We start from the raw sequence: 19,129 nt of genomic DNA, 5'->3' as shown, positions 1-19,129 counted from the left end.
GGTGCAGCCTCTTGAATCGTAATAGAAAGTGGCTTTTATACGGGGAAACTTGCGCCGTTAAACCCCTCGGTGTCCACCAGGATGTTGTCGGCAGGATCGAACCATTCGATAGGGTCCATGCGGATATTTCGCAGGCCCACGGTTTGCCGGTGAGATGCGTACAGCGGCTCGGCCCAATAGTTGATCAGAACCGAACGCCGGCGCCCACCCAGCAGATTCCTGGTGCCGGCATGCAGCAGGTCGACATCGAACACCAGAATATCGCCCGCACGGCCCGTGAGCTGGACTGACCCCGACTCATCATTGACGTCTACCGGTGGCGCTCCCGGCGCCGGGCGATGGCTGCCGGGGACGATGCGGGTCGCGCCGTTGTCGGCACCATAGTCATCGAAAAAAGCCAAGGCCACCGCACAGTCGCCGGGGCGTTGCGCGGACAAGTCGCGATGCAGCTGCTGATGGCCGCCCCCCGCAAGCGGTTCGCGACCCTCAACCTGGGACAGGAAGAAGCGCTCGGCGATCAGCTCACCGACCACGGCCAACACCGTTGGCAAGCGGCACACCGCGCGCACGGTCGCCTGGTCATCCAACAGCGAATGACGCCAGTCCTGACCCCGTGGGACGGGCCAGCGATCTGACGGCAGCACACCCGCATCGAACGCCTGGCGCAGGTCGTCCAGCCATTCGGCGGGTATGGCATGACGGAGCAGGGCGAAACCTTGTTGATGGAGCTGTTCACGGTTATTCATGATCGGACGTGTCCGCTCCTCACAAACGCACGCCCATCTCCAGGGCACGGGTTTCGAAGCCGAACTCGGCATACATGCGTACCGCGCGCTCGTTGAATGGCCACACCGTCAGGCGCAAGTCCTGAGCATTCTGCTCGATGGCCCAGTCTTTTACTCGTTGAATCAGTGCGCGGCCAATGCCTTTGCCCCAGAACGGCTCGGCGACACACACCGAGCCGATGCGCACCACATTCTGCGGTTGCATCAGCGGGCCGGAACTGGCGGACAGGATGGCCGTAATGAACGCCACGGGCCGTTCACCGGCGCTGGCGATGAAGACGATCTGGCCAGGCTTTTCGAATACCCCGGCCCAGTGCGGCAAATCGCGGGCAAAATCTTCGGTGGCGGCGGCGTAGATATCAGGGCGAGCGGCGTGGTGTACCGAGTTGAGCAATTGGCCCAATTCGCACATCGCCAGAGCATCTGCAGCGGTGGCGGTGCGGTAGGTAATGACTTCTTCCATGAATAGCGCTCCTTGATTTCGTGGGGGATGTGGCGTTGTGGTTGAAAAAGAAATCATCGGACACACGCGGGCGGTGGTCGACAGCACGCGCCGCATGTTCGTGAGCCAGTGAAAAACTCCGGCAAAGACGTCAACGTTGCGGTTGCTGCGCCGTCCAGTGCTTCATCTCTTCTGCGATGAAGTGATTGACCAGGTCGCTGTACATTTTCTCGATCGCGTCAGCGTTCAAACCTTCGGCGCAGGCCCATTCGCGGCGGGTGGCCAACATGGCCTGGAAGCGCTCAGGTGCTCGAACCGACGTCGTTGAGGTTTTGAACTTCGACGCGGCAATGACGTACTGGAAACGTTTGCCCAGCAGTTTGATAACCGCCTGATCGAGACGATTGATTTCACTCCGGATGTCTTGCATGTCCGCACAATCGGCGGGTTGTAATGTGTTGATCACTTCCATGTACGTCGTTCTCTCTTCGGGGGAATCTTTGCCGGGCAGGTGATACGCGAAAGAGGTGCCGACGATACCGGCATCCATCACTACGATACGCTTCGCCAATGCAACCTCCCTGTTGTCGCCTGGCCGGCCGTATTGCGGTGTGCAGCATAGATGAGGTTCTAGCGACCTGACTACGATGCTGAGTTATGACTGACATGCTTGGGCCCCGCCAACGCCCAGGCAATCAACCCGAACAACGGCACAAACACAATCAGCACGATCCACACGCCTTTATTGCTCAATTTCCCCTCGCTCTTGCGCACCCGATTGATGGCCCAGAGTTCGATAAGCAGAAGAACTGCCGCCAGTACGATCCACACGGTTTCGATTTGCATTGGCTACCTCCTGATGGTCTGTTCGTTAGGTGACGTGGGGGGCGGTGGGTTCATTTATTTTTGTTCAAGGCGTTGAGCTGACGGGCCAGTTCCAACGCGACGCGGCCGCTGTTGAAGGTCGGCAGCAGATGGGTGAAGGGGATGTCGATCATTCGGTTTTCACGTACCGCGCGCAGTTGCGAGAGCACCGGGTCGTGGGTCAACAGGTAGCGTTTGCGAGCGGCTGGCGACCAGTCGGCGTCGGCCAGCAGAATCACGTCCGGGTCGCTGGCCAGCAAGGTTTCGCTGTTGACGGTGACTCGATAGAGGTTGATGTCGGCGAACACATTGCGTGCACCGGCAGCCGCCAGTAGCGGAGTGACAAAGCCACGCCGACCTTCGCTGTCGAGACCTTTGACTTCGCTGTCGAGGTAGAACACGGACAACGGTTTACCTGCACCGGCCAAGGCTCGGGCGCTGGCAATGTCCTTTTCCATGGAGTCGATCAATGCTTGGGCTTTTTGCTGCTGGTGCAGCAGCTTGCCCAAGGTCAGCAAGTCATTGCGCACATGCGCGAAATAATCCAGCGAGTGCCCGTTGCAGGCCGACTCCAGCAGATACGAACCCACGCCATTGCGCGCCAGCCCCGAGCGCGAGGTCACCCCGTCGCCGAACGCCGTGGCAAAACCGCCGATCACCAGATCCGGCTTCGCAGCGTAAAGCACTTCGCTGGCCGGGTACTGCCGCGCGATCACCGGCACGCCGAAATACGCGGAGGGGCGCTGGCCGGCAGCGGTGTCATCCAGATAGGCGACCCCGACCAACGATGACCCCGCGCCCAACGCCAACACAATGTCGGCCGCATGCTGATTGAGCGCGACGATGCGCGAAGGCTGAACCGCGCTCCATTCTTCGCCGCAATTGCGGTAATTGTCGGCGAGCACAGGCGTTGAGCCGAGCAGGGCGCCAAGTGCCAATATAATCGATCTCATCCCCGCGCCTTGATCAGCAAATCCGCGACAATTTCACCGCCCACCAGATGCCCCTCGACCAACCGTTGCACCTCTTCGTTGCTGCGCACGCCATACCAGCAGCGTTCCGGGTACACCGTCACAATCGGCCCCAGATTGCACGGGAACTGACAATGCGTACGGGTCAGCAAAACACCGCCCGGGGTCTCGATGCGATCGTGCGCGAGCAAATGCCGGCGCAGGGTTTTCCATAACTGCAAGGCACCACGCTGGGTGCAGCGCGGGCCGCTGCAGAGGAACACATGGCGTGCATGCTCGGGCACCTGCGACCAGTCCGGGTGCGTGTCGACGCCGTCGATGGTTTTGATCTCACTCATCAGAAGCGGTACGTGTAGCGCACTTCGGAGGTGAACGGCCGACCGAGGTTATCGACGTTGCTCGAGCGGCTGGTGACGTAATCACGGTCGAACAGGTTCTCTACCAGCAGGCTCAAACGGTGTTGGTGGGCGTTGTCGAGGTAGCGATAAGCGTCGGCATCGACCACGGAATAATTGCCGTACTCGACTTGCTTCGAGCTTTTGATGTCGCGGATATAGCGGATCGCACCGCCGGCGCCCCACAGGCGGTTTTCCGACTCATAACCCACGCGCGAGCGGGCGAAGAAACTCGGGATATCGTTGATAGTCACGCCGGTGCGCGACTCGGTGAGGTTGCGCGTCATGTCCGCTTGCAGGCTCCACTGATCGTTGAGCGCGAGTTTGGCGTCGGCCTCGAATCCGCGCATGCGCACCTGGCCTTCACCGTTGACCCATTGAATGTCGTCGAGGGTGATCAAGTCGTCGATCTTGCGTTTGAACAGGGTCACGCTGGCGCTGAATTCGCGCTCGAGCAGAAAGCCTTTGTAGTCGACACCCAGCTCCGCATTGCGGCTTTTTTCCGGCTTCAGGTTGCGATTGCCAATCTCGTCGCCCGGCTCGTTGACGAACAGCTGCTCGGCGTTCGGCAGTTTGTAGGCGCTGCCGTACTGGCCGCGCACCGACCAATTGTCATTGAGGTCGTACAGCGAAGTGAGCATGCCGACCGTGGCACTGTCGCCGCCGCTCATGGACTCGTGACGCACGCCGATGCTCGGGTGCCAGTCGGGCAGGGCGTCGATCTGCGGGCGCAGTTGCGTGTAGAAAGCGTGGGCTTCGGCCTTGTCGTTATCGATGATCAACACATCATCCTGGCCCTTGAACCATTGATTGTCGGTGCCGAACACCAGCACATGATCGCCGGGCAATTCAGCCTTGCCTTCGGCCTGCACACCCCAGTCGGTGAAGCCCCAATAGTCGTTGTGGTTAATGACTTTGGTGCCGCCACCCTCCATGTTGTTGACGCGGGTATAACGCGTGTCCCAGTCGTTGATATGGCCTTTGACGAAGTAGCTCAGGCGCTCATTGACGGTCTGCTCGAAGGTCGCCGTGGCGATCTGCTGCACGCGGTCGTTAGTGGTCTTGTGGTTGTCGACCGGGCGGGCGAAATCGAGGTTGGCGTCGGCGTATTGGTAAAACAGCTCCAGCCGCGAATCATTGTCGAACGACTGAATCGCCTTGCCGCCGAAGGTGGTGACTTCGTAGGCGCGATCCTTGCCGGAATCGTTTTTCATGTCGCGGTTGCGATAGGGCTGGTAACCGTCGGAGACGTTATGGCTGACGTATGCCAGCAAACCGAGGTCGCCGAAGCCGTTAGTGAAGATATTCTCGACGCGGGCGTCTTCGGTGGTGCCGCCAAAGCTGTCGACGCCCAGATTCACCTCGCCGGCGGCTTTGCGCGACTGCGGGCTGCGGGTGACGATGTTGATCACGCCGGACACGGCCTGAGTGCCGAACAACAGACTCTGGCCGCCCTTGAGTACTTCGATGCGCTCGATGGCATTGGCCGGCAGGGTGTCCAGATAGAGGCCGCCGTACAGGCGATTGTTCAGGCGTACGCCGTCGAGCAGGATCAGCGTGTCGTCGTTGCGCCCGCCCAGCAGCGAATAGGTGCCGTAGTCGAACGGGCCATTTTTCGGCGCGACATACAGGCCGGGAATGAACATCTGCATGACGCGGCTGACATCGGCGCTGGGGCCGGCGCGTTCGATCTGTTCGCGGCTGACGATTTCGACCTTGCTGCCGAATCTGGCCATGTCGGCGACGGTGGTGGACTCCACCGACGGTGCGGAAACGATTTGCTGATGGAGTTCCAGTGGCGTGTCATCCGCCAATAGCACGTGGCTGAACAGGCAGCCGAACAAGAACGTTGGAGCCGAGGTGTTGAAAGGTCGAATCATTGTCTTCTCGAAAAGGATCTTCGCAGAAGAGCATGCAGGAGAAGGCATCGCGCACAGCCAATACCGGCCCATGCCCGCCCACCGCAGGATTTTGCCAAACGAAATTCCAGGCCGGTCTCCGGGCTCGCGCGTATCGAGGCTTTCACCTTCCCATGGCCCAGTGGCCACAGTGGTCTGTCGAAAGCATCACGCGCATACCGTTGCGGGGGCAGCACCGGACTTGTTCGAAAAGAACGTACCGGTTTCCCGTTTCACCCCATGCACGGCGGCATGGGACACCTGAAACTGGGCGGCATCTGAACATTCGACAGACCGTTCGTCAACTTGCCAGTACAGGTCCTCGACCCGCGAATTACCAACTTTGGAAATAACTACTAAGGTCTATGACGGTAACCACAACGCGATATCCGTGGTGTCGACAGGCGCGAGTTGCTCGAGGAGCAGTCGAACAAGGAGGTTTTCATGCACGCTGCCAGCGACCATGTTCACGGCGGGTTCGCCCCGCACTTCATTCGCAACGCCTTGCTGGTCGCGATGGCCAATGCGCTGACGCTGACCGACGCGCAAGCGGCGTGCGGGCCTTTGGCCGCAGGCGCCTATAACGTCTCGCAAACCTGCTTGCCAACGGCCGGAGTCGATGCGTCGATCAGCACTCAGACAGGTACCACCATCACCACCACGGCCGGATCCTCGCTGAACAGTCGAGGCAACAACGCCAACACAACGCTGACGCTCAGCGGTACGACGGTCAACAGCACGCCCCCGACGGCTGCCAACGCGGTGTTCGCCAATGTCATTGGCACCACCGGCAACGCGAACCTGAGCGTCGATGGCGGCACCAATACCGTCAACCTCGGCGGCAGCGGGCTGGATGCGCTGGCGCTCAGTAATGCCGGCGCAGGCCTGTCGACGTTCACGGTCAGCGCCGGAACTACGCTGAACATCCTCAACACCGTGGTCGGCAATGAACACGACGGCATTGACATCAATGCCAGCGGCGGCGGGGCGATCAACCTGAATCATCAGGGCAATGGCCAGATCACCTTGCTCGGCGGCAACGGCATCTGGACCAAAGCCACGGGCAGCGGCGAGATCAACGTCAACGTCGGCAGTGGCGTGAGCATTCTGGTCAACAATGATGATGCTTTGTCGGCCGGATCTCCGATCGGCGACGAAACGTTGCCCACGGCGGGCATTGGTAACCATGCCGGCGTGCATACCCGCGCAGTCAATGGCAACACCACACTGATCAACGCGGCGAACGTGCAGAGCATCGGCATGAACGCTTTCGGTCTGTTTACTGAAGGTGGAAATGGCATTACCCGCCTCACCAACAGCGGAACGCTGACCACCAGCGGCCTCAACGGTTTTGGCATTCGTTCGTTTGCCACGGTCGGCAGCATCGCCATCGTCAACAGCGGCGCTATCACGACGACGGGCGGCGCCGCGCACGGTATCTATGCCAATGACAACGTCGGCGGCAGTGGTTCGATCAGCATCGAGAACAATGCCGCCATCAACGTCGGCAGCACGGCAAACACTGCCGGTTCGCGGGCGATCTACGTGATCAAGCGCGGTACCGGTGATGTCTCGATCACCGGTAGCGGCAACATCAACGTCCTCGGCGACATCAACACCACCCGGGCCTACGCGATCATTGTCAGCGCGGAAAACAACAATGTGCTGATAGATTACTCGGGTGATCTGTTTGCCAGTGGCTTTGGCGCGGGCGGTATTCGGGTCGACTCGACCGGGGGCAGCGTCCAGGTCAACTATCGCGGCAATCGCATCGAAACCCTGCACAGCAACGCCAACGGCATCTATGTCTCGACGCAGTCGCCGACGGGCACGGTCAACGTCAATGCCGGCGGCACCATCATCACCCACTCGGACGCCGGTTCGGGCGATGGCACGGGCATTGGCGCCTTTGGTATCCAGGCGCTGACGCTGGGCGGTGACGTGGGTGTCGTGTTCAATGGTCCGCTGATCGACGTCAACGGCCAAGGCGCGGCGATTCTCGCCGGCAATGCCTTCAACTCGGGCAGCGGGCTGGGCACCTTGAATGTCAGCAACAGCGGGGAATTGATTGCGCGTGGCGATCAACAGCGCGGCATCCGTACGCTGTCGGTGACTGGCGCGCAGAGCGTGGTCAACAGCGGCGCGATCCAGACGCTCGGCGCCAGCAACAGTCAGGGCATTCTCGCCGAGGCGTCGGGTGCAGCGGATCTGACCGTCAGCAACAGCGGCGCGATCACCACTCGAGGCATTGGTTCGTCGGCCATCGACGCGTTGACCGAGGGCGGCAGCGCCACCGTGACCAACACGGCAACCCTTCAGGGCGGGCGAGGCGACAGCAGCGGCGTCGCCCTCGGCGGTGCGAGCCAGACGTTGAACAACTCAGGTGTGATCAGTGCGCTGAGCGATGTCGCCGTACGCGCCGACGCGACCACACCCGGCACAACGTTTTCGCTCAACAACACCGGGCAAATGACCGGCGCCGTGAATGCCGTCAGCGCGGCCAGCACGGTGGCCAACAGCGGCACCTGGACACTGCGCAATTTCACCGCCAGCAATGCCAGCGGCAGCCGCGATACCTGGGGTGTTGCGGTCAGTGATCTCGGCACATCGGGCACCAACAGCATCGATAACAGCGGCGTGATCCGCTTGGCCGCGCAACCGGCGACTGGCATCACCACCTTCAACGCCAGCGGCGCCTATTTGCCTTTGGGCCAGGCTGCCAATGCGCCCACGTCAGGCGGCGCCGTACAGGGCCAATTGCTCGGGGTCAACCGCTTCATCAACAGCGGCACCCTTGACCTTGCCGCTGGCAGCAACACCGTCGGCAATGTGTTGCTGATCAGCGGCGCCAACACCGCCGGCACCGATGGCGGCGGGGTGTTCGTGTCCAATGGCGGCAGGTTGCTGCTTAACACCACGTTGAATGGCGGCGGCGCGAACAGTCTTTCCGACATGCTGGTGGTGGATTCGACGGCCACTACCAGTGGCCGCACCACCGGCGTGATCGTGAGCAATGTCGGCGGGCAGGGTGAACTGACTCAGGGCAACGGCATTGCGGTGGTCGAACTGCTCAATAAAACCGAAACCGCGAGTGACGCCAATGCGTTTCAACTGGCCCGGCGTGTCGTCGCCGGCCCCTACGAATATCGCCTGCAACAAGGTGCCGAGGATGGTAGCGGCAAGGACACCTGGTATCTGCGTTCGGACGCGGTGCCCCCGGACGGTCCACCCGGTCCTGATCCCGATCCAACCCCGGTACCGAATTACCGCCCGGAAGTGTCGCTGTACGGCGCCGTCCCGGCGCTGGCACTGGTCTACGGCCGGACGATGGTCGACACCCTTCACGAGCGGGTCGGTGAGGAGCGTCTGAATCGCGGTGATCCGTTGCCCAAGGAAGACGAGTCGACCCTGGCGCCATCGATGGGCTGGGGCCGGGTGATCTACCGCAGCGGCAAACAGGACGGCGACCGCAAAAACGCCTTGGGCAACACGCCCGAATACAACTACGACCTGACGGCCTTTCAGGTCGGCACCGACCTCTACCGCAAGGACCGGCCTGACGGCAGTCACGAACAGGCCGGGCTGTCGTTGTCCGCCGGTACCATCGACGCCGGCGTCAGCCACTACACCCGGCGCGCCGCCGGTGAAGACACCTTGCGCGCTTACGGCGTTGGTGCGTACTGGACGCACTTCGGCCCCTCCGGTTGGTATCTGGACGGGGTGTTGCAAGTCAATCGCTTCGACATCGAAGCCAAACCCAACGAGCTGGCGAAACTGAAAACCCGTGGCTGGGGCTACACCGCGTCGCTGGAAAACGGCTACCCGTACGAAGTCGACAAAGACTGGTACATCGAGCCGCAATTGCAGGCGATCTACAGCTATGTCGATCTGGACAGCAGCGATGACGTCGGCGCGAACATTCGTTTCAAGGACGTGGACTCTCTGATTGGCCGTGCCGGCGTGCGCATCGCCAAGGATTGGGACACCGAAGGCGTCGACAAGAGCGCACGGCGCACCAACGGCTGGATCCGGCCGAGTGTCTGGCATGAATTCAAGGGGCAGCCGAAAACCGAGTTTTCCTCCGAGTCGGGGTACATCCCGTTCGAATCCGACATTCAGGGCACGTGGGGCGAGGTCAATGTGGGGGTGGATTACCAGGCCAACCGGCGCACCACGTTCACCGTTTCGGCTGGCTATCGCCAGGGCTTTGATGGCGACAGCCATGGGTATGACGCGATGTTGGGGTTCAAGATCAATTTCTAGGGCATTCGGCTACACCGCATAACCCTGTAGGCCTTCGCCTGCTCGCGATAACGCTGTGTCAGATAGCAAATCAACACCTGACACAGCGCTATCGCGAGCAGGCGAAGGCCTACAGTGGATGGCTTGCTGACGTTCGGCCCTATATCCTTCCCGCCTGTTTGATGAATTGAATTAGGGAAGAATTGCATGCCGTTCAGGGTGATGGTGGTCGGGGGCTACGGAAATTTCGGCAGCATCGTGTGCAGACATCTGGCGCTGATGCCGGATATCGGGCTGGTACTCTCGGGCCGTGATCCGCGCAAGTTGCAGCGCAAACTCGATGAGCTCAACAGCCATTCGGGAAACGTCTGCGAAGGCTGGTGCGGCGATGCCATGGGTGCGGAGTTCGAAGCCGCTTTGCGTGCGCTGAACATTCAGTTGGTCGTCCACACCGGCGGGCCGTTTCAGGGGCAATCCTATGCCGTTGCGCAGCGTTGCATCGATGCCGGTGTGAACTACTGCGACCTCGCGGACTGCCGCACCTTCGTCAACGGCATCGACGTGCTCGACGCGCGGGCGAAACAAGCGGGCGTGGCGATCCTCAGTGGTTGCAGTTCGGTGCCGACGCTGTCTTCAGCGATCATTGATGAGCAGCGCCAGCGCTTTTCGCGCATTGACTCGATCGAGCATGGCATTTCTTCCTCGGCGAAAATGCCCGGGTTGTCGACCATCGAAGGTGTCCTGGCTTATGCCGGCAAACCGATCAGGCAACTCAAGAACGGCCAGGTGCATGAAGTGTCGGGCTGGCTGGACCTGACCCTGCGCAAGATGCCGCAGATGGGCACGCGATTGCTGGCCAACGTCGATGTCCCGGACATGGACATCTTCTCCGGTCGTTATGGTGCGCAAACCCTGAGTTTCAAGGCCGGCGCCGGTCTCAAGCTCGGCGGTATCGCCAACGGCTTGCTGGCCCTCGCGCTGAAAACCGGACTGGTGCGCGACCATGCCTTGTGGGCCGGAAGACTGCATCGGCTGGGCTTGCGATTCGAGCGATTCGGCGATGGCAAAAGTGCGATGTACATCGACGTGCGGGGCCTTGGTGTTGATGGCAAACCGCTGTCGATGACCGCGCAACTCACCGCGTTGAACGACAAAGGCCCGGAGATCCCCAGTTGCGCCGCCGTGGCCCTGGCCACGAAAATGGCCCAGGGTTACGTGCCAACCGCCGGCGCCAGACCGTGCGTGGGCGAAATCAGCGTCGCCGAGTACATGGCCGCGATCAACGACCCGGATAACCTGAGCCTGGCCGTGCATTTTTCGGACGGGCAGCGCTGACATGCTCTATCTGTGCCTCAAGTACCTGCACATCATCGCCGCGATCTTCCTGTTCGGTTTCGGCATGGGCTCCTACCTCTACCTGATCGCCGCCAGCCGCACCGGCAATCCGCAAGTGATAGCGCACGTCGCGCGCATGGTCGTGCGCTTCGACACCTGGATCACCACGCCGGCCGGCTTCGTGCAGATCATCACGGGCTATCTGTTGATGCGCCTGTCGGGGCTGAGCATGAGCACCGAGTGGGTGCTGACCTCGCTGATCGTCTTCTTCTGCGTCGGCTCGCTGTGGTTGCCGGTGTTGCTCCTGCAGAAGCGCCTGTATGGGATGGCGTCGAGTGCGAGCGAAGCGGGGACAGGGCTTGATGAGCAGTATCAAGCCGTTTACCGGAAGTGGTTCTGGATGGGCGTGCTCGGGTTTGCCGGGATGTTTGTCATCGTGCTGATGATGGTGACGAAGATGACACTGGTGCAGTTGATTAGCTTTCTGGCGTAGTTATTTTCAGAAAGCGCTGTTGATGATCCGGGGTTGGCAGCAGGCAGGTGTCGTACTTGCCGAACAGTCGGTAGCGGTTCAGCGCGATGCGGTCGTAGGCCCAGTCGCGCAGGCCGCGCGGGAATACGCGTAGCAGCCGCAATGGCTGCCAGCGCGCGGGTAGTTGGCTGATGACTTCGAAGAACGCGTCTGAACGTTCCCAGTAGTGACGGTCGCGGATTACCGCCATGGTGTCGAATTGATCGACTGGCAGGCCGGCCCACGCGAGCAAGGCCTGTCCCTCCGGCGACTGTACCGCTGCCAGACGCACGCGACGTTGATGATCATGGCGAATCAAAAAACGCGCCCAGCCGTTGCAGAGTTTGCACACACCATCGAACAGGACCACGGATTCGCCGGGGTTGAGGAACGGGGCGGGGGTAGGGCGGATTTTTGGGGTGGCCATGGGTTTTGTGTTCAAGACGTCGGGTGTTGCGATCATAGCGTCGCCAGCAGTGGTTCGCGAATGACTGCGCTCGCTTAGGCACATGAATGTGAGAGACAGACCACGTTCAGCAGCGTGATCTGTCGCCTGTCGCCGTCAAGCCGTTACCTCACTTGCCCGAACGGCTCCCACTCGATCCTTGGAGCCGGCCCGAAGTTTATGCCGAAACTTCAACGCTGGCCGCTCGACGCAGTAATACGAAACACCACTGAGCAAGAACGACAGCACCAACACCGTTGCAACCTTGGACCAATCGAATGAGGTGATCGGCCAGAGGCCGTGCAGGAAGTAAATCACCAGGAAGTGATTGAGGAATACGCCGTAGCTGATGTTCCCGAGAAACTCGTCAATCCGGTGAAATTCGAGTGTTGTCAGCCCGTACACGGCAGGGATGCCCAGGGCAATGCCGGCGGCCACTTCGGCGTTGGACGGTCGACGTTCGATCCAGCCCATCATGATCGCCGCAAAGATCAATGCCGCTGCTACAGCGGCACCGCCAGCAATCGCGAAACCCTTCGCCTGCGGTTTGTAGAGGTAGCTGCCGCACAGGAAGATGAACAGGACACCCGGCAACAGACGGTAGCCGTAGTAGTCGGTGTTGATGAATCCAAGGCAGGCGGGGATGAAGACCGCAACCGACAAGGCGAAGGCCGCGCCCCTTAGTCTGTAGATGAGCAGGAACGGGATCACCAGGTAGAAACACATCTCCAGTCCTAGCGACCAGGCCGGTGGCACGATTCCCGCTCCGGTCACGCCGAACATATAGAAACCGAGGGGCACGATTGCAAGGCTCGCGGCGATGTTTTTGACGTTCAGTTCAGCCCATTGCGGCGTGCCAGGCAGGAGGAAATAGATCACCGCACAAGAGAGGATGAAGTAGAACAGGAATTGCGGGTAAAGGCGCAAGGCGCGGTCCAGGTAGAACCGGCCAACTTTCTCGGGCGCCTGGTAGTTGCGCTCGATCAGTGAGGTCATCACAAAACCACTGATGAGCAGGAAAGAAATCACCGCCACCACGCCCGGGTTGAACCCCATGAACATCTTGCCCATATGCGAAACAGCGACCAGGACGGCCAACAGCAAACGATAGGCTCCCACGTGTATCCCCAAAACGACCTTGTAGTTATGGCGGGTAAATTACGATGATTTATGGGTGGATAACAGGTTTTTCTCTGCGTTCGGGGTTAAAGGATTTCAGCGGCTGATCACCTCAGGAGGCTAGGCCAGTCGCCATTGACCTTATCGTTGCGTGACGAATATCAGCTCAGGCCAAATCTCACGCCACGCTTTGGATCTAATGCGGTCCAGGAACAGCGGGTATTTTTCGGATCTGAATCGATCGGTCGGCCGCACCACTCCTGAGAACAGGTCTTCCAGCCCCAGCGGTGCTGAAACTTCCACTTCATCGTGATGATCAAGCCTGACAGCGACGGCCGTGGCAGTCTCGGGCCAGCAGGTCATTGCATCGGTCGTCGATTGATAAGGGGTATCGGCATTGCGCAGGTGCATTCGCGCCTGATTTTTTACAGACCAGTTCACTTCACTACACCGGCTCGACAGCTTTCTGTCCAAAGCCGAATCCGTTTCTGTATTGGCACGTGCCGGGTCGAACCAGATGACATCGATATCATCTGGCAGCGCTGAAGGCTTGCGTTGATGCAGGTGGTCCCATACCAGACTGCGCACGAAGCCGGCGGCAATCCAGCAGTCAGGCAAGTTCAGATCGCGAGCGATGCGCAGGATTTTCATCCTTGCAGGGTCGTGAGTAAGCAGGGCCTTTAGTTGTGCTACGTGCTTCATCGCGTGTTCTCTCATTACATCCAGTGACTGCTTGGGTGCGAGCGTGGACATCGACTACCCATATCTACCGATGACCAGCGCTGGCGTTCAAACCAGTATTGGGGTCATTCCCGAACTGCCAACGCAGTATCTGCCGAGCAGAATTCGGAGAGAACCCAACGGTCTATCCTTCAAGACTTGACTCAAATTGATCGGGGCGCTGATGTATGAACTCTCTCTGGATCGCACTGGCCATTTTTGCGTGCCTCGTTGCTGCCTCGCTTCTCATGATGCAGTGGTACCCGAAGCTGGCATCCCACCACAGGGATGACGAAACCAACGCAGTTATTCGTCTAGTAGCCAACATTTTTGTGGTTATGACATCGCTGGTCTTTGGCTTGATGATCAATTCTGCCAAAAACACTTTCGAGTCCATTGATGCAAACTTCCATGGGTATGCAACCAGCATGATCATTTTTGATCGGACACTGCGGGGCTATGGCGATGCGGCGCAAGATACGCGAAATCGTCTGATCACCTATCTTGAACGCGCTATCGAGACACCGTATCGAGGAGACGAGGCGCTGCAGCATCGTAACAGTGAGGCGGCTAAATACCTGGATGATATAGGTAAGTCTTTGGCTCTTATCAAGCCCCCGGACCGCTACCATGAAACGATGCTTCAGGATATTCGGCAGCAATATCATTCGCTCATCGAGCAACGCTGGAGGATCGTCGAGCAATCCGAGGGAGCGATTCCTGGCCCGCTTATTGGGATGCTAGTTGCCTGGTTGACGCTCATTTTCGCCAGTTTTGGATACCGCGCGCCCCGTAACTCGATGGTGACAGGAATGTTCATCATCTCGTCATTACTCATTGCGGCGTCCGTATACCTTGTTTTGGACATGGACGTGCCATTTCATGGTCCTATCCAGATATCCGACGAGCCCCTGCGCAGGGCGCTCGCAGTCATGCAGCTCTAGGGGCGCGTGGCGTGCAGGCGTTTTGCGTCGTAGTCTCGAGGCGGACCACAGGGAGTCCGCTTCTGGCCGAAAACCGACGCAAAATGCAAATTCGGTCCCTTTGTGACAACAGCCAGACCGCCGTCACAAAGGGATTCCCCATCAATCCACCGGCACAACATTATCCAGCGCTTGATTTACCGCCAATTCGCCCAGCATTACCACTTGCGCAATGCCCAGCGCAGTTTTGCGGTGGCCAGGGTCCAGGAGGGCGGCGAAGTTGCAGAGCATTTCGGTGGCTGAGCTGAGGGATTCGCTGGCGTTAACGAGCAGGGACTCGCTGTCGTAGTCGGAATTGGCCAGAAACATGGGAGCGTGTTTGTGGTCGCTGCCCATGATGCGTTGTGCTGGCGTGAGGTAGTAATCGAGGGCGCGTTCGGCGGCGTCGTTGAGTGTTCGCGAGTCTGGAAATTTGTAGGGTGAGACTGGATCGGTTTCTGGGGGATTCGGCGTTGGTTTGAACATAGATGAAGCTCCATATGGGACTTGAGGAGCCATCACCTTCGCTACCAAACGAAAGGTGGTGGCCATACGAAGGTTGGTAGACCGGCCCATATGGAAAATCCGGCGCGCCCGAGGGCGCCCTGCGCATGGCCACCATAAGACAAATGCTGAAAAGCATCTGCGTACGGTGACGTTATGCGTCATATGAGAGCGGGCTACCAAACCCCATCACTGTTTTTCAGTGACCCAGGAACGATAAAACCCGCGCCGCAGACGCACAAGCCGGCGGATTCTGGCGTAGTCGTAGGCAATGACGCAAGGCGTTGTAGCCTTAAGCAGGTAACGCGACGTGTCTTTTAAACAATCATGAAAAACGCCTAAACACGGCTCATCAACACGCTGTTCAAAATGACATTCGTCGGTCCACTCTCCAGCTCAGGCAATGGCGGGGAACCCTCACGACAGGGCAAGCACCAATACTAGGTTGCAACCCCAAAAGACGAGGAAGGATACCCATGTCAGTTCATCCGATTTTGTTCCTGGGCGGTTCCGGCGCCATTGGCCACCGTTCTGCCGAAGCGTTGCGTGCTGCTTATCCCGGCGTCCCGTTGCTGATCGGCGGCCGAGACCTAACCAAGGCTGAGCAAGCCGCCGAGGAAATGGGCGGGGCGCAGGGCGTGGTCATTGATCCTGCTGCCAATGACCTGGGGCTGGGTGATCAGCCGGTCAGTGCCGTGGCGGTTTTCTATATGGATCATTCTCTTGCCGGGCTGCGTTTCGCACAGAGGCGTAAGGTGCCGCATCTGAGCATTTCTTCCGGCATTTTCGAGATGGCGCCGCAAATCGCGAGCTACATCCATCGCCCTGATGCGGCGCCCATCGTGCTGGGTTACGAGTGGATGGTGGGCGCAACGACCGTGGCGACGCTGCACCTTGCCGAGGCTTTTGCCCAGGTGCGCGATATTCGCATCGATGCGTTGGTCGACGAGCAGGATGGCGGCGGGCCCACCGTGGCCAAGGATTTCGAACACTTGAACAAAATGTTGCCCGCCGCCCTGACTCGGCGCGAAGGCGATTACCTCTGGCGCGAAGGGCAGGACAAGAACGTCAGCTTCCGAGCGCTGGACGGTACGCCGATGCAAGCCAGCGGTTTCTCATCCATCGATGTCACCGGGCTGGCGGCGGCCACCGATGCGCCAAATGTTCAGTTCAATCTCGCCAGCGGAGTGAGTTCATCGCGGCGCGCCGGTCGGCCGATGTCGACCGAGATTCTCATCGAACTGCTGGGTGAGGATCATCAAGGGCGACCGTTGCACACCCGGCATGCCCTCGTTCACCCGGCAGGCGCTGCAGCGTTGACGGGTCTGAGCGTCGCCATGTTGCTCGAGCGATTGCTCGGTCTGGATGGTCAGCCGCCGACTGCGGCAGGTCTTTACTTTCCTTATCAGCTGCTCGATGCCGGTGCGTATCTGCAGCGTCTGAGCAAAGAGGGTGGTGAACTGCTGGAACTGCGAGTGCAGTAACCGTTCTGCGCAGCACCGCCGACCTGCCGCTCATTCAGGTCGACGGTGATGCGCATTCACTCAACGGTTGAACGTAAAACCGTTTTGGTGCGCCTGAACGACTCACCGGATCATTCCGAGAGCAACTTTTTACAGTCCAATAGCACGTCACCCAGGAATGGATGGATTTCCGTCGACTCCATTAAAACCAGCAACTCGGTGGCTCGTGTCCTGATGGGCATCCATTCTTCATGATCAAAGATCAGGCGATCATTGCAATGAAATGCGGCCTCCGTAAGGCTATTGCATCGCTCCCAAATGTCTTCCAGCCGGCTCTTTATATCCTCCGGTAGCCCACTGCCGCAGATTGAAAGTACCTTTTCTATCGGAAGAATCATCTCGGACCAGACTTCACAGGCGGGGCAATCCGGGATAGTTGCCTGCTGTATGTCCGAAGCTTGAGCCAGAAACCCAAGCGCCTCGATGACCTCGCACACGGCAAGAACCTGCTTGTACTCATTCTGGCCGTACCAAGCCCATAGCGTGGAGGAGAACCCCATATCAAACTCCAGAAATATCCAGCCCCCTAGATCTCACATTTTCTATTGCTTCGAGAAGCTGGCCGTCGAAGTACTCGGAGCCATCTCTTTGCCGCACTTCGATGCGGTGTTTTGCCTCGGTTAACAGGTGCTCGGGTGCGATATTCTGATTCAAAAAAGTAGCGACCATCAGATCGCTCAAATGCACTAGCGGTGTATCCCATGACCCCTTGCAGCGTTGCATTAGCCCTGTATGGGCATCCCCGCGCCATGGCCCTAAAAGATTCGAGACTGCCAATTCGGAGATCATTAACGTGCCTTACATGAATAGTCGAATTGCCGGACCGCTGGTGGCCAGCGCGAGACGCTACGTGGGCGTGCCGCTCGCGCATTCGGCCACAAAAAAGCATCAGGATGATAGCAAATAGATGGCGCTCCTCTTACGCTAGGTCTTCCGTTAGTCAGCCAGTAATCAGGTGCAGTCACCGTGCGTCAGGTCCTCGGCTTATACACCCCGGGCCATTTGCTTTGCTCGCTCACGGGGGGATGAAAATCGCTTCTTAATCAAATCCTTAATGTTGCCTACAAGAACCTGATATGAAAAAGCTAAGTAACGATTTCAGCGGAGCACTCCGAACGTTCGCATACTTCATGGCCAGTGGAAGCCACTACATGCTCAAGGACGTGAAGTACCTCGATATGTATGGCTCAGAGCCCAGTGCGATTGAACAGGTCTTTGCGATATTTGCGAATGTCATAGAGATGGACGACGAAGGCAATGTCCTCAATTTCACTTACGCGCAAAAAAGGGCGACTGACTACCTACGGTCATACTGCGATCGGTCTTTCGAAGTAAAACCGCCTTTTGAGGACTGGGAAACCGAACTCTATGGGCCACCCAAAATCACGCGCTAATGTCTAGTTTACGTGCCAGTCCGAGACATCCGGGGATGCCCGGGTTTGTATCCGCCAGGCGTCGGCGTGGCGCTTGAGAATCCTCACGGCGACTGCCAAATCCCACCATCCAGCCTATTACCGATCTGTTTGAGCATGACTAGGCCTCCGTCCAGTCCACCGTCGCCGTTTCGCGCCATTTCACCTCGGTGATGCCAAACCGTTCGGCCTGGGGTTTGGAGATGACTTTCAACGGTGGCTTGCCGGGTTTGGGAATCGGCGCAATGCCGGCGTCGCAACTTGCCCAATGCCATGCGTCAGCGTTGCGCATGGTTTTCGCGCGGATGACGAATGACTTTGGCTGGCCGTGAAGTTTGTATTCGATGACGAAGATGTCGACGTTACTCATGCGCTCCTCCTTACGCTCATACGCAAATGAGTTTTGCCGACGAAAAAAATTCAAAGGATTTTCGGGAGTTCGTTTCAGGCCGCTGGTAAGTGTTTTGCTTTGAACGGTTGGAGCCGGCGGTAGCCTAACGATCAAGCGCTTGCCAGGCAGGCAGAGGACGAAAAATCCCCACGATTTCAACCCCGGAGGTTAGCGGTGAACAAGACGATCAGCGCCAGGGATTTGAACATTCAACTTAAGCACAACGATGACGGTGGCTTGTTCAAATGGCTGCTCGCGAGCTTCTTGATGGGCAAGCGGATACAGGCCGAAATCGCCGCCGAAGCCTATCGGGTGATTGCCGATAAACACGCGCGCGATACACCGCGCAAACTGGCTGCGTGCAGCCATCGTGAACTGGTTGCGATGCTCGGAGAGGCGCATTACGTGCGCTACGACGAGACCACTGCCGTGCGGCTGCACGCCTTGGCACGCAAGCTTAACGACGAGTACGCGGGCAAGGTCAGCCATATGATCGAGGCAAGCCCTGATCGCCAGGCATTCGAGAAGCGACTCGCGGAGTTCGATGGCATCGGCCCGAAGACCGTGGAAATCTTCATGCGCGAAGCCAGCGCTGTAATCAGCCTTTGAT

General features: G+C 58.9%; 21 protein-coding genes and 1 riboswitch. Of the genes, 7 read left to right on the top strand and 14 right to left on the bottom strand.

Annotation, left to right across the window (positions count from 1 at the left end):
* Positions 1–35: 35 nt before the first annotated feature.
* From H8F23_RS09885 to H8F23_RS09855, 7 genes are all read right to left on the bottom strand, one after another.
* On the bottom strand, positions 36–746 hold the full coding sequence (locus H8F23_RS09885; RefSeq protein ID WP_194934231.1) for a phytanoyl-CoA dioxygenase family protein: 711 nt from the start codon (positions 744–746) through the stop codon (positions 36–38).
* A 19-nt stretch (positions 747–765) separates the two neighbouring features.
* Positions 766–1,248 (bottom strand): GNAT family N-acetyltransferase, encoded by a 483-nt coding sequence (locus H8F23_RS09880; protein ID WP_194934230.1) that lies wholly within the window; start codon positions 1,246–1,248, stop codon positions 766–768.
* A 130-nt stretch (positions 1,249–1,378) separates the two neighbouring features.
* Positions 1,379–1,699 (bottom strand): isochorismate lyase, encoded by a 321-nt coding sequence (locus H8F23_RS09875; protein WP_194934419.1) that lies wholly within the window; start codon positions 1,697–1,699, stop codon positions 1,379–1,381.
* Between the two features lie 170 nt (positions 1,700–1,869).
* A complete protein-coding gene (locus H8F23_RS09870) occupies positions 1,870–2,073 on the bottom strand; it encodes a PLDc N-terminal domain-containing protein (RefSeq protein ID WP_194934229.1) in 204 nt (67 codons plus the stop codon).
* A gap of 50 nt (positions 2,074–2,123) precedes the next feature.
* Entirely contained in the window at positions 2,124–3,044 is a 921-nt protein-coding gene (locus H8F23_RS09865) for an ABC transporter substrate-binding protein (RefSeq protein ID WP_194934228.1), read from the bottom strand.
* A complete protein-coding gene (locus tag H8F23_RS09860) occupies positions 3,041–3,400 on the bottom strand; it encodes a (2Fe-2S) ferredoxin domain-containing protein (RefSeq protein WP_194934227.1) in 360 nt (119 codons plus the stop codon). Before H8F23_RS09860 ends, H8F23_RS09865 begins: the two co-directional genes overlap by 4 nt.
* Positions 3,400–5,337: a TonB-dependent receptor plug domain-containing protein gene (locus H8F23_RS09855; protein WP_194934226.1), complete on the bottom strand. Its 1,938-nt coding sequence runs from the start codon at positions 5,335–5,337 to the stop codon at positions 3,400–3,402. Before H8F23_RS09855 ends, H8F23_RS09860 begins: the two co-directional genes overlap by 1 nt.
* Before the next feature lie 92 nt (positions 5,338–5,429).
* Positions 5,430–5,635: riboswitch (cobalamin riboswitch) on the bottom strand.
* 164 nt (positions 5,636–5,799) lie between these two features.
* Between H8F23_RS09855 and H8F23_RS09850 the strand changes: the two genes are divergently transcribed.
* From H8F23_RS09850 to H8F23_RS09840, 3 genes are all read left to right on the top strand, one after another.
* Positions 5,800–9,618 carry an autotransporter outer membrane beta-barrel domain-containing protein gene (locus tag H8F23_RS09850; protein WP_194934225.1) on the top strand — a complete coding sequence of 1,273 codons (3,819 nt, stop codon included), beginning with the start codon at positions 5,800–5,802 and terminating at the stop codon, positions 9,616–9,618.
* Positions 9,619–9,804: 186 nt separating this feature from the next.
* Entirely contained in the window at positions 9,805–10,932 is a 1,128-nt protein-coding gene (locus tag H8F23_RS09845; RefSeq protein WP_194934224.1) for a saccharopine dehydrogenase family protein, read from the top strand.
* A gap of 1 nt (position 10,933) precedes the next feature.
* Positions 10,934–11,425 carry a DUF2269 family protein gene (locus tag H8F23_RS09840; RefSeq protein ID WP_194934223.1) on the top strand — a complete coding sequence of 164 codons (492 nt, stop codon included), beginning with the start codon at positions 10,934–10,936 and terminating at the stop codon, positions 11,423–11,425.
* Here H8F23_RS09840 and H8F23_RS09835 read toward each other — a convergent pair.
* From H8F23_RS09835 to H8F23_RS09825, 3 genes are all read right to left on the bottom strand, one after another.
* Entirely contained in the window at positions 11,409–11,870 is a 462-nt protein-coding gene (locus H8F23_RS09835) for a thiol-disulfide oxidoreductase DCC family protein (protein ID WP_194934222.1), read from the bottom strand. The genes H8F23_RS09840 and H8F23_RS09835 overlap by 17 nt on opposite strands.
* A 135-nt stretch (positions 11,871–12,005) precedes the next feature.
* Complete coding sequence (locus tag H8F23_RS09830; RefSeq protein ID WP_194934221.1) at positions 12,006–13,007, bottom strand: acyltransferase family protein; 1,002 nt, start codon at positions 13,005–13,007, stop codon at positions 12,006–12,008.
* Positions 13,008–13,148: 141 nt separating this feature from the next.
* The gene (locus tag H8F23_RS09825) at positions 13,149–13,709 is read right to left on the bottom strand and encodes a nucleotidyltransferase family protein (RefSeq protein WP_194934220.1); all 561 of its coding nucleotides are present in this window, start codon (positions 13,707–13,709) and stop codon (positions 13,149–13,151) included.
* Positions 13,710–13,915: 206 nt separating this feature from the next.
* Between H8F23_RS09825 and H8F23_RS09820 the strand changes: the two genes are divergently transcribed.
* Positions 13,916–14,671: a bestrophin-like domain gene (locus H8F23_RS09820; protein WP_194934219.1), complete on the top strand. Its 756-nt coding sequence runs from the start codon at positions 13,916–13,918 to the stop codon at positions 14,669–14,671.
* A gap of 141 nt (positions 14,672–14,812) precedes the next feature.
* On the opposite strand, the gene H8F23_RS09815 is transcribed toward H8F23_RS09820, so the two are convergent.
* Complete coding sequence (locus tag H8F23_RS09815) at positions 14,813–15,175, bottom strand: DUF6124 family protein (protein WP_194934218.1); 363 nt, start codon at positions 15,173–15,175, stop codon at positions 14,813–14,815.
* Positions 15,176–15,669: 494 nt separating this feature from the next.
* Here H8F23_RS09815 and H8F23_RS09810 point away from each other — a divergent pair, with 494 nt between their 5' ends.
* Positions 15,670–16,677: a Rossmann-fold NAD(P)-binding domain-containing protein gene (locus tag H8F23_RS09810; RefSeq protein ID WP_194934217.1), complete on the top strand. Its 1,008-nt coding sequence runs from the start codon at positions 15,670–15,672 to the stop codon at positions 16,675–16,677.
* A gap of 110 nt (positions 16,678–16,787) precedes the next feature.
* On the opposite strand, the gene H8F23_RS09805 is transcribed toward H8F23_RS09810, so the two are convergent.
* Both H8F23_RS09805 and H8F23_RS09800 read right to left on the bottom strand, forming a co-directional pair.
* Entirely contained in the window at positions 16,788–17,216 is a 429-nt protein-coding gene (locus H8F23_RS09805) for a hypothetical protein (RefSeq protein WP_194934216.1), read from the bottom strand.
* Position 17,217: 1 nt separating this feature from the next.
* Positions 17,218–17,505, bottom strand: a complete 288-nt coding sequence (locus tag H8F23_RS09800; protein WP_194934215.1) for a hypothetical protein — start codon at positions 17,503–17,505, stop codon at positions 17,218–17,220.
* 287 nt (positions 17,506–17,792) lie between these two features.
* On the opposite strand from H8F23_RS09800, the gene H8F23_RS09795 reads away from it, so the two are divergent.
* Complete coding sequence (locus H8F23_RS09795) at positions 17,793–18,110, top strand: DUF7677 family protein (protein WP_095049913.1); 318 nt, start codon at positions 17,793–17,795, stop codon at positions 18,108–18,110.
* Positions 18,111–18,249: 139 nt separating this feature from the next.
* On the opposite strand, the gene H8F23_RS09790 is transcribed toward H8F23_RS09795, so the two are convergent.
* Positions 18,250–18,498 carry a DUF6555 family protein gene (locus tag H8F23_RS09790; protein ID WP_077572547.1) on the bottom strand — a complete coding sequence of 83 codons (249 nt, stop codon included), beginning with the start codon at positions 18,496–18,498 and terminating at the stop codon, positions 18,250–18,252.
* 195 nt (positions 18,499–18,693) lie between these two features.
* On the opposite strand from H8F23_RS09790, the gene H8F23_RS09785 reads away from it, so the two are divergent.
* Positions 18,694–19,128, top strand: coding sequence for an HhH-GDP family DNA glycosylase (locus tag H8F23_RS09785; RefSeq protein ID WP_194934214.1), 435 nt, complete (start codon positions 18,694–18,696; stop codon positions 19,126–19,128).
* The last annotated feature ends 1 nt before the right edge of the window (position 19,129 follow it).

This window comes from Pseudomonas neuropathica, assembly GCF_015461835.1.
Lineage (GTDB): Bacteria > Pseudomonadota > Gammaproteobacteria > Pseudomonadales > Pseudomonadaceae > Aquipseudomonas > Aquipseudomonas neuropathica.
Note: the sequence above shows the minus strand (reverse complement) of the source record. Positions and strands in the feature narration are given on the sequence as shown.

Coding starts and splice junctions, on each gene's coding strand:
- H8F23_RS09885 (WP_194934231.1), bottom strand. CDS start 746: ATGAATAACCGTGAACAGCTCCATCAACAAGGTTTCGCCCTGCTCCGT.
- H8F23_RS09880 (WP_194934230.1), bottom strand. CDS start 1,248: ATGGAAGAAGTCATTACCTACCGCACCGCCACCGCTGCAGATGCTCTG.
- H8F23_RS09875 (WP_194934419.1), bottom strand. CDS start 1,699: ATGGAAGTGATCAACACATTACAACCCGCCGATTGTGCGGACATGCAA.
- H8F23_RS09870 (WP_194934229.1), bottom strand. CDS start 2,073: ATGCAAATCGAAACCGTGTGGATCGTACTGGCGGCAGTTCTTCTGCTT.
- H8F23_RS09865 (WP_194934228.1), bottom strand. CDS start 3,044: ATGAGATCGATTATATTGGCACTTGGCGCCCTGCTCGGCTCAACGCCT.
- H8F23_RS09860 (WP_194934227.1), bottom strand. CDS start 3,400: ATGAGTGAGATCAAAACCATCGACGGCGTCGACACGCACCCGGACTGG.
- H8F23_RS09855 (WP_194934226.1), bottom strand. CDS start 5,337: ATGATTCGACCTTTCAACACCTCGGCTCCAACGTTCTTGTTCGGCTGC.
- H8F23_RS09850 (WP_194934225.1), top strand. CDS start 5,800: ATGCACGCTGCCAGCGACCATGTTCACGGCGGGTTCGCCCCGCACTTC.
- H8F23_RS09845 (WP_194934224.1), top strand. CDS start 9,805: ATGCCGTTCAGGGTGATGGTGGTCGGGGGCTACGGAAATTTCGGCAGC.
- H8F23_RS09840 (WP_194934223.1), top strand. CDS start 10,934: ATGCTCTATCTGTGCCTCAAGTACCTGCACATCATCGCCGCGATCTTC.
- H8F23_RS09835 (WP_194934222.1), bottom strand. CDS start 11,870: ATGGCCACCCCAAAAATCCGCCCTACCCCCGCCCCGTTCCTCAACCCC.
- H8F23_RS09825 (WP_194934220.1), bottom strand. CDS start 13,709: ATGAAGCACGTAGCACAACTAAAGGCCCTGCTTACTCACGACCCTGCA.
- H8F23_RS09820 (WP_194934219.1), top strand. CDS start 13,916: ATGAACTCTCTCTGGATCGCACTGGCCATTTTTGCGTGCCTCGTTGCT.
- H8F23_RS09815 (WP_194934218.1), bottom strand. CDS start 15,175: ATGTTCAAACCAACGCCGAATCCCCCAGAAACCGATCCAGTCTCACCC.
- H8F23_RS09810 (WP_194934217.1), top strand. CDS start 15,670: ATGTCAGTTCATCCGATTTTGTTCCTGGGCGGTTCCGGCGCCATTGGC.
- H8F23_RS09805 (WP_194934216.1), bottom strand. CDS start 17,216: ATGGGGTTCTCCTCCACGCTATGGGCTTGGTACGGCCAGAATGAGTAC.
- H8F23_RS09800 (WP_194934215.1), bottom strand. CDS start 17,505: ATGATCTCCGAATTGGCAGTCTCGAATCTTTTAGGGCCATGGCGCGGG.
- H8F23_RS09795 (WP_095049913.1), top strand. CDS start 17,793: ATGAAAAAGCTAAGTAACGATTTCAGCGGAGCACTCCGAACGTTCGCA.
- H8F23_RS09790 (WP_077572547.1), bottom strand. CDS start 18,498: ATGAGTAACGTCGACATCTTCGTCATCGAATACAAACTTCACGGCCAG.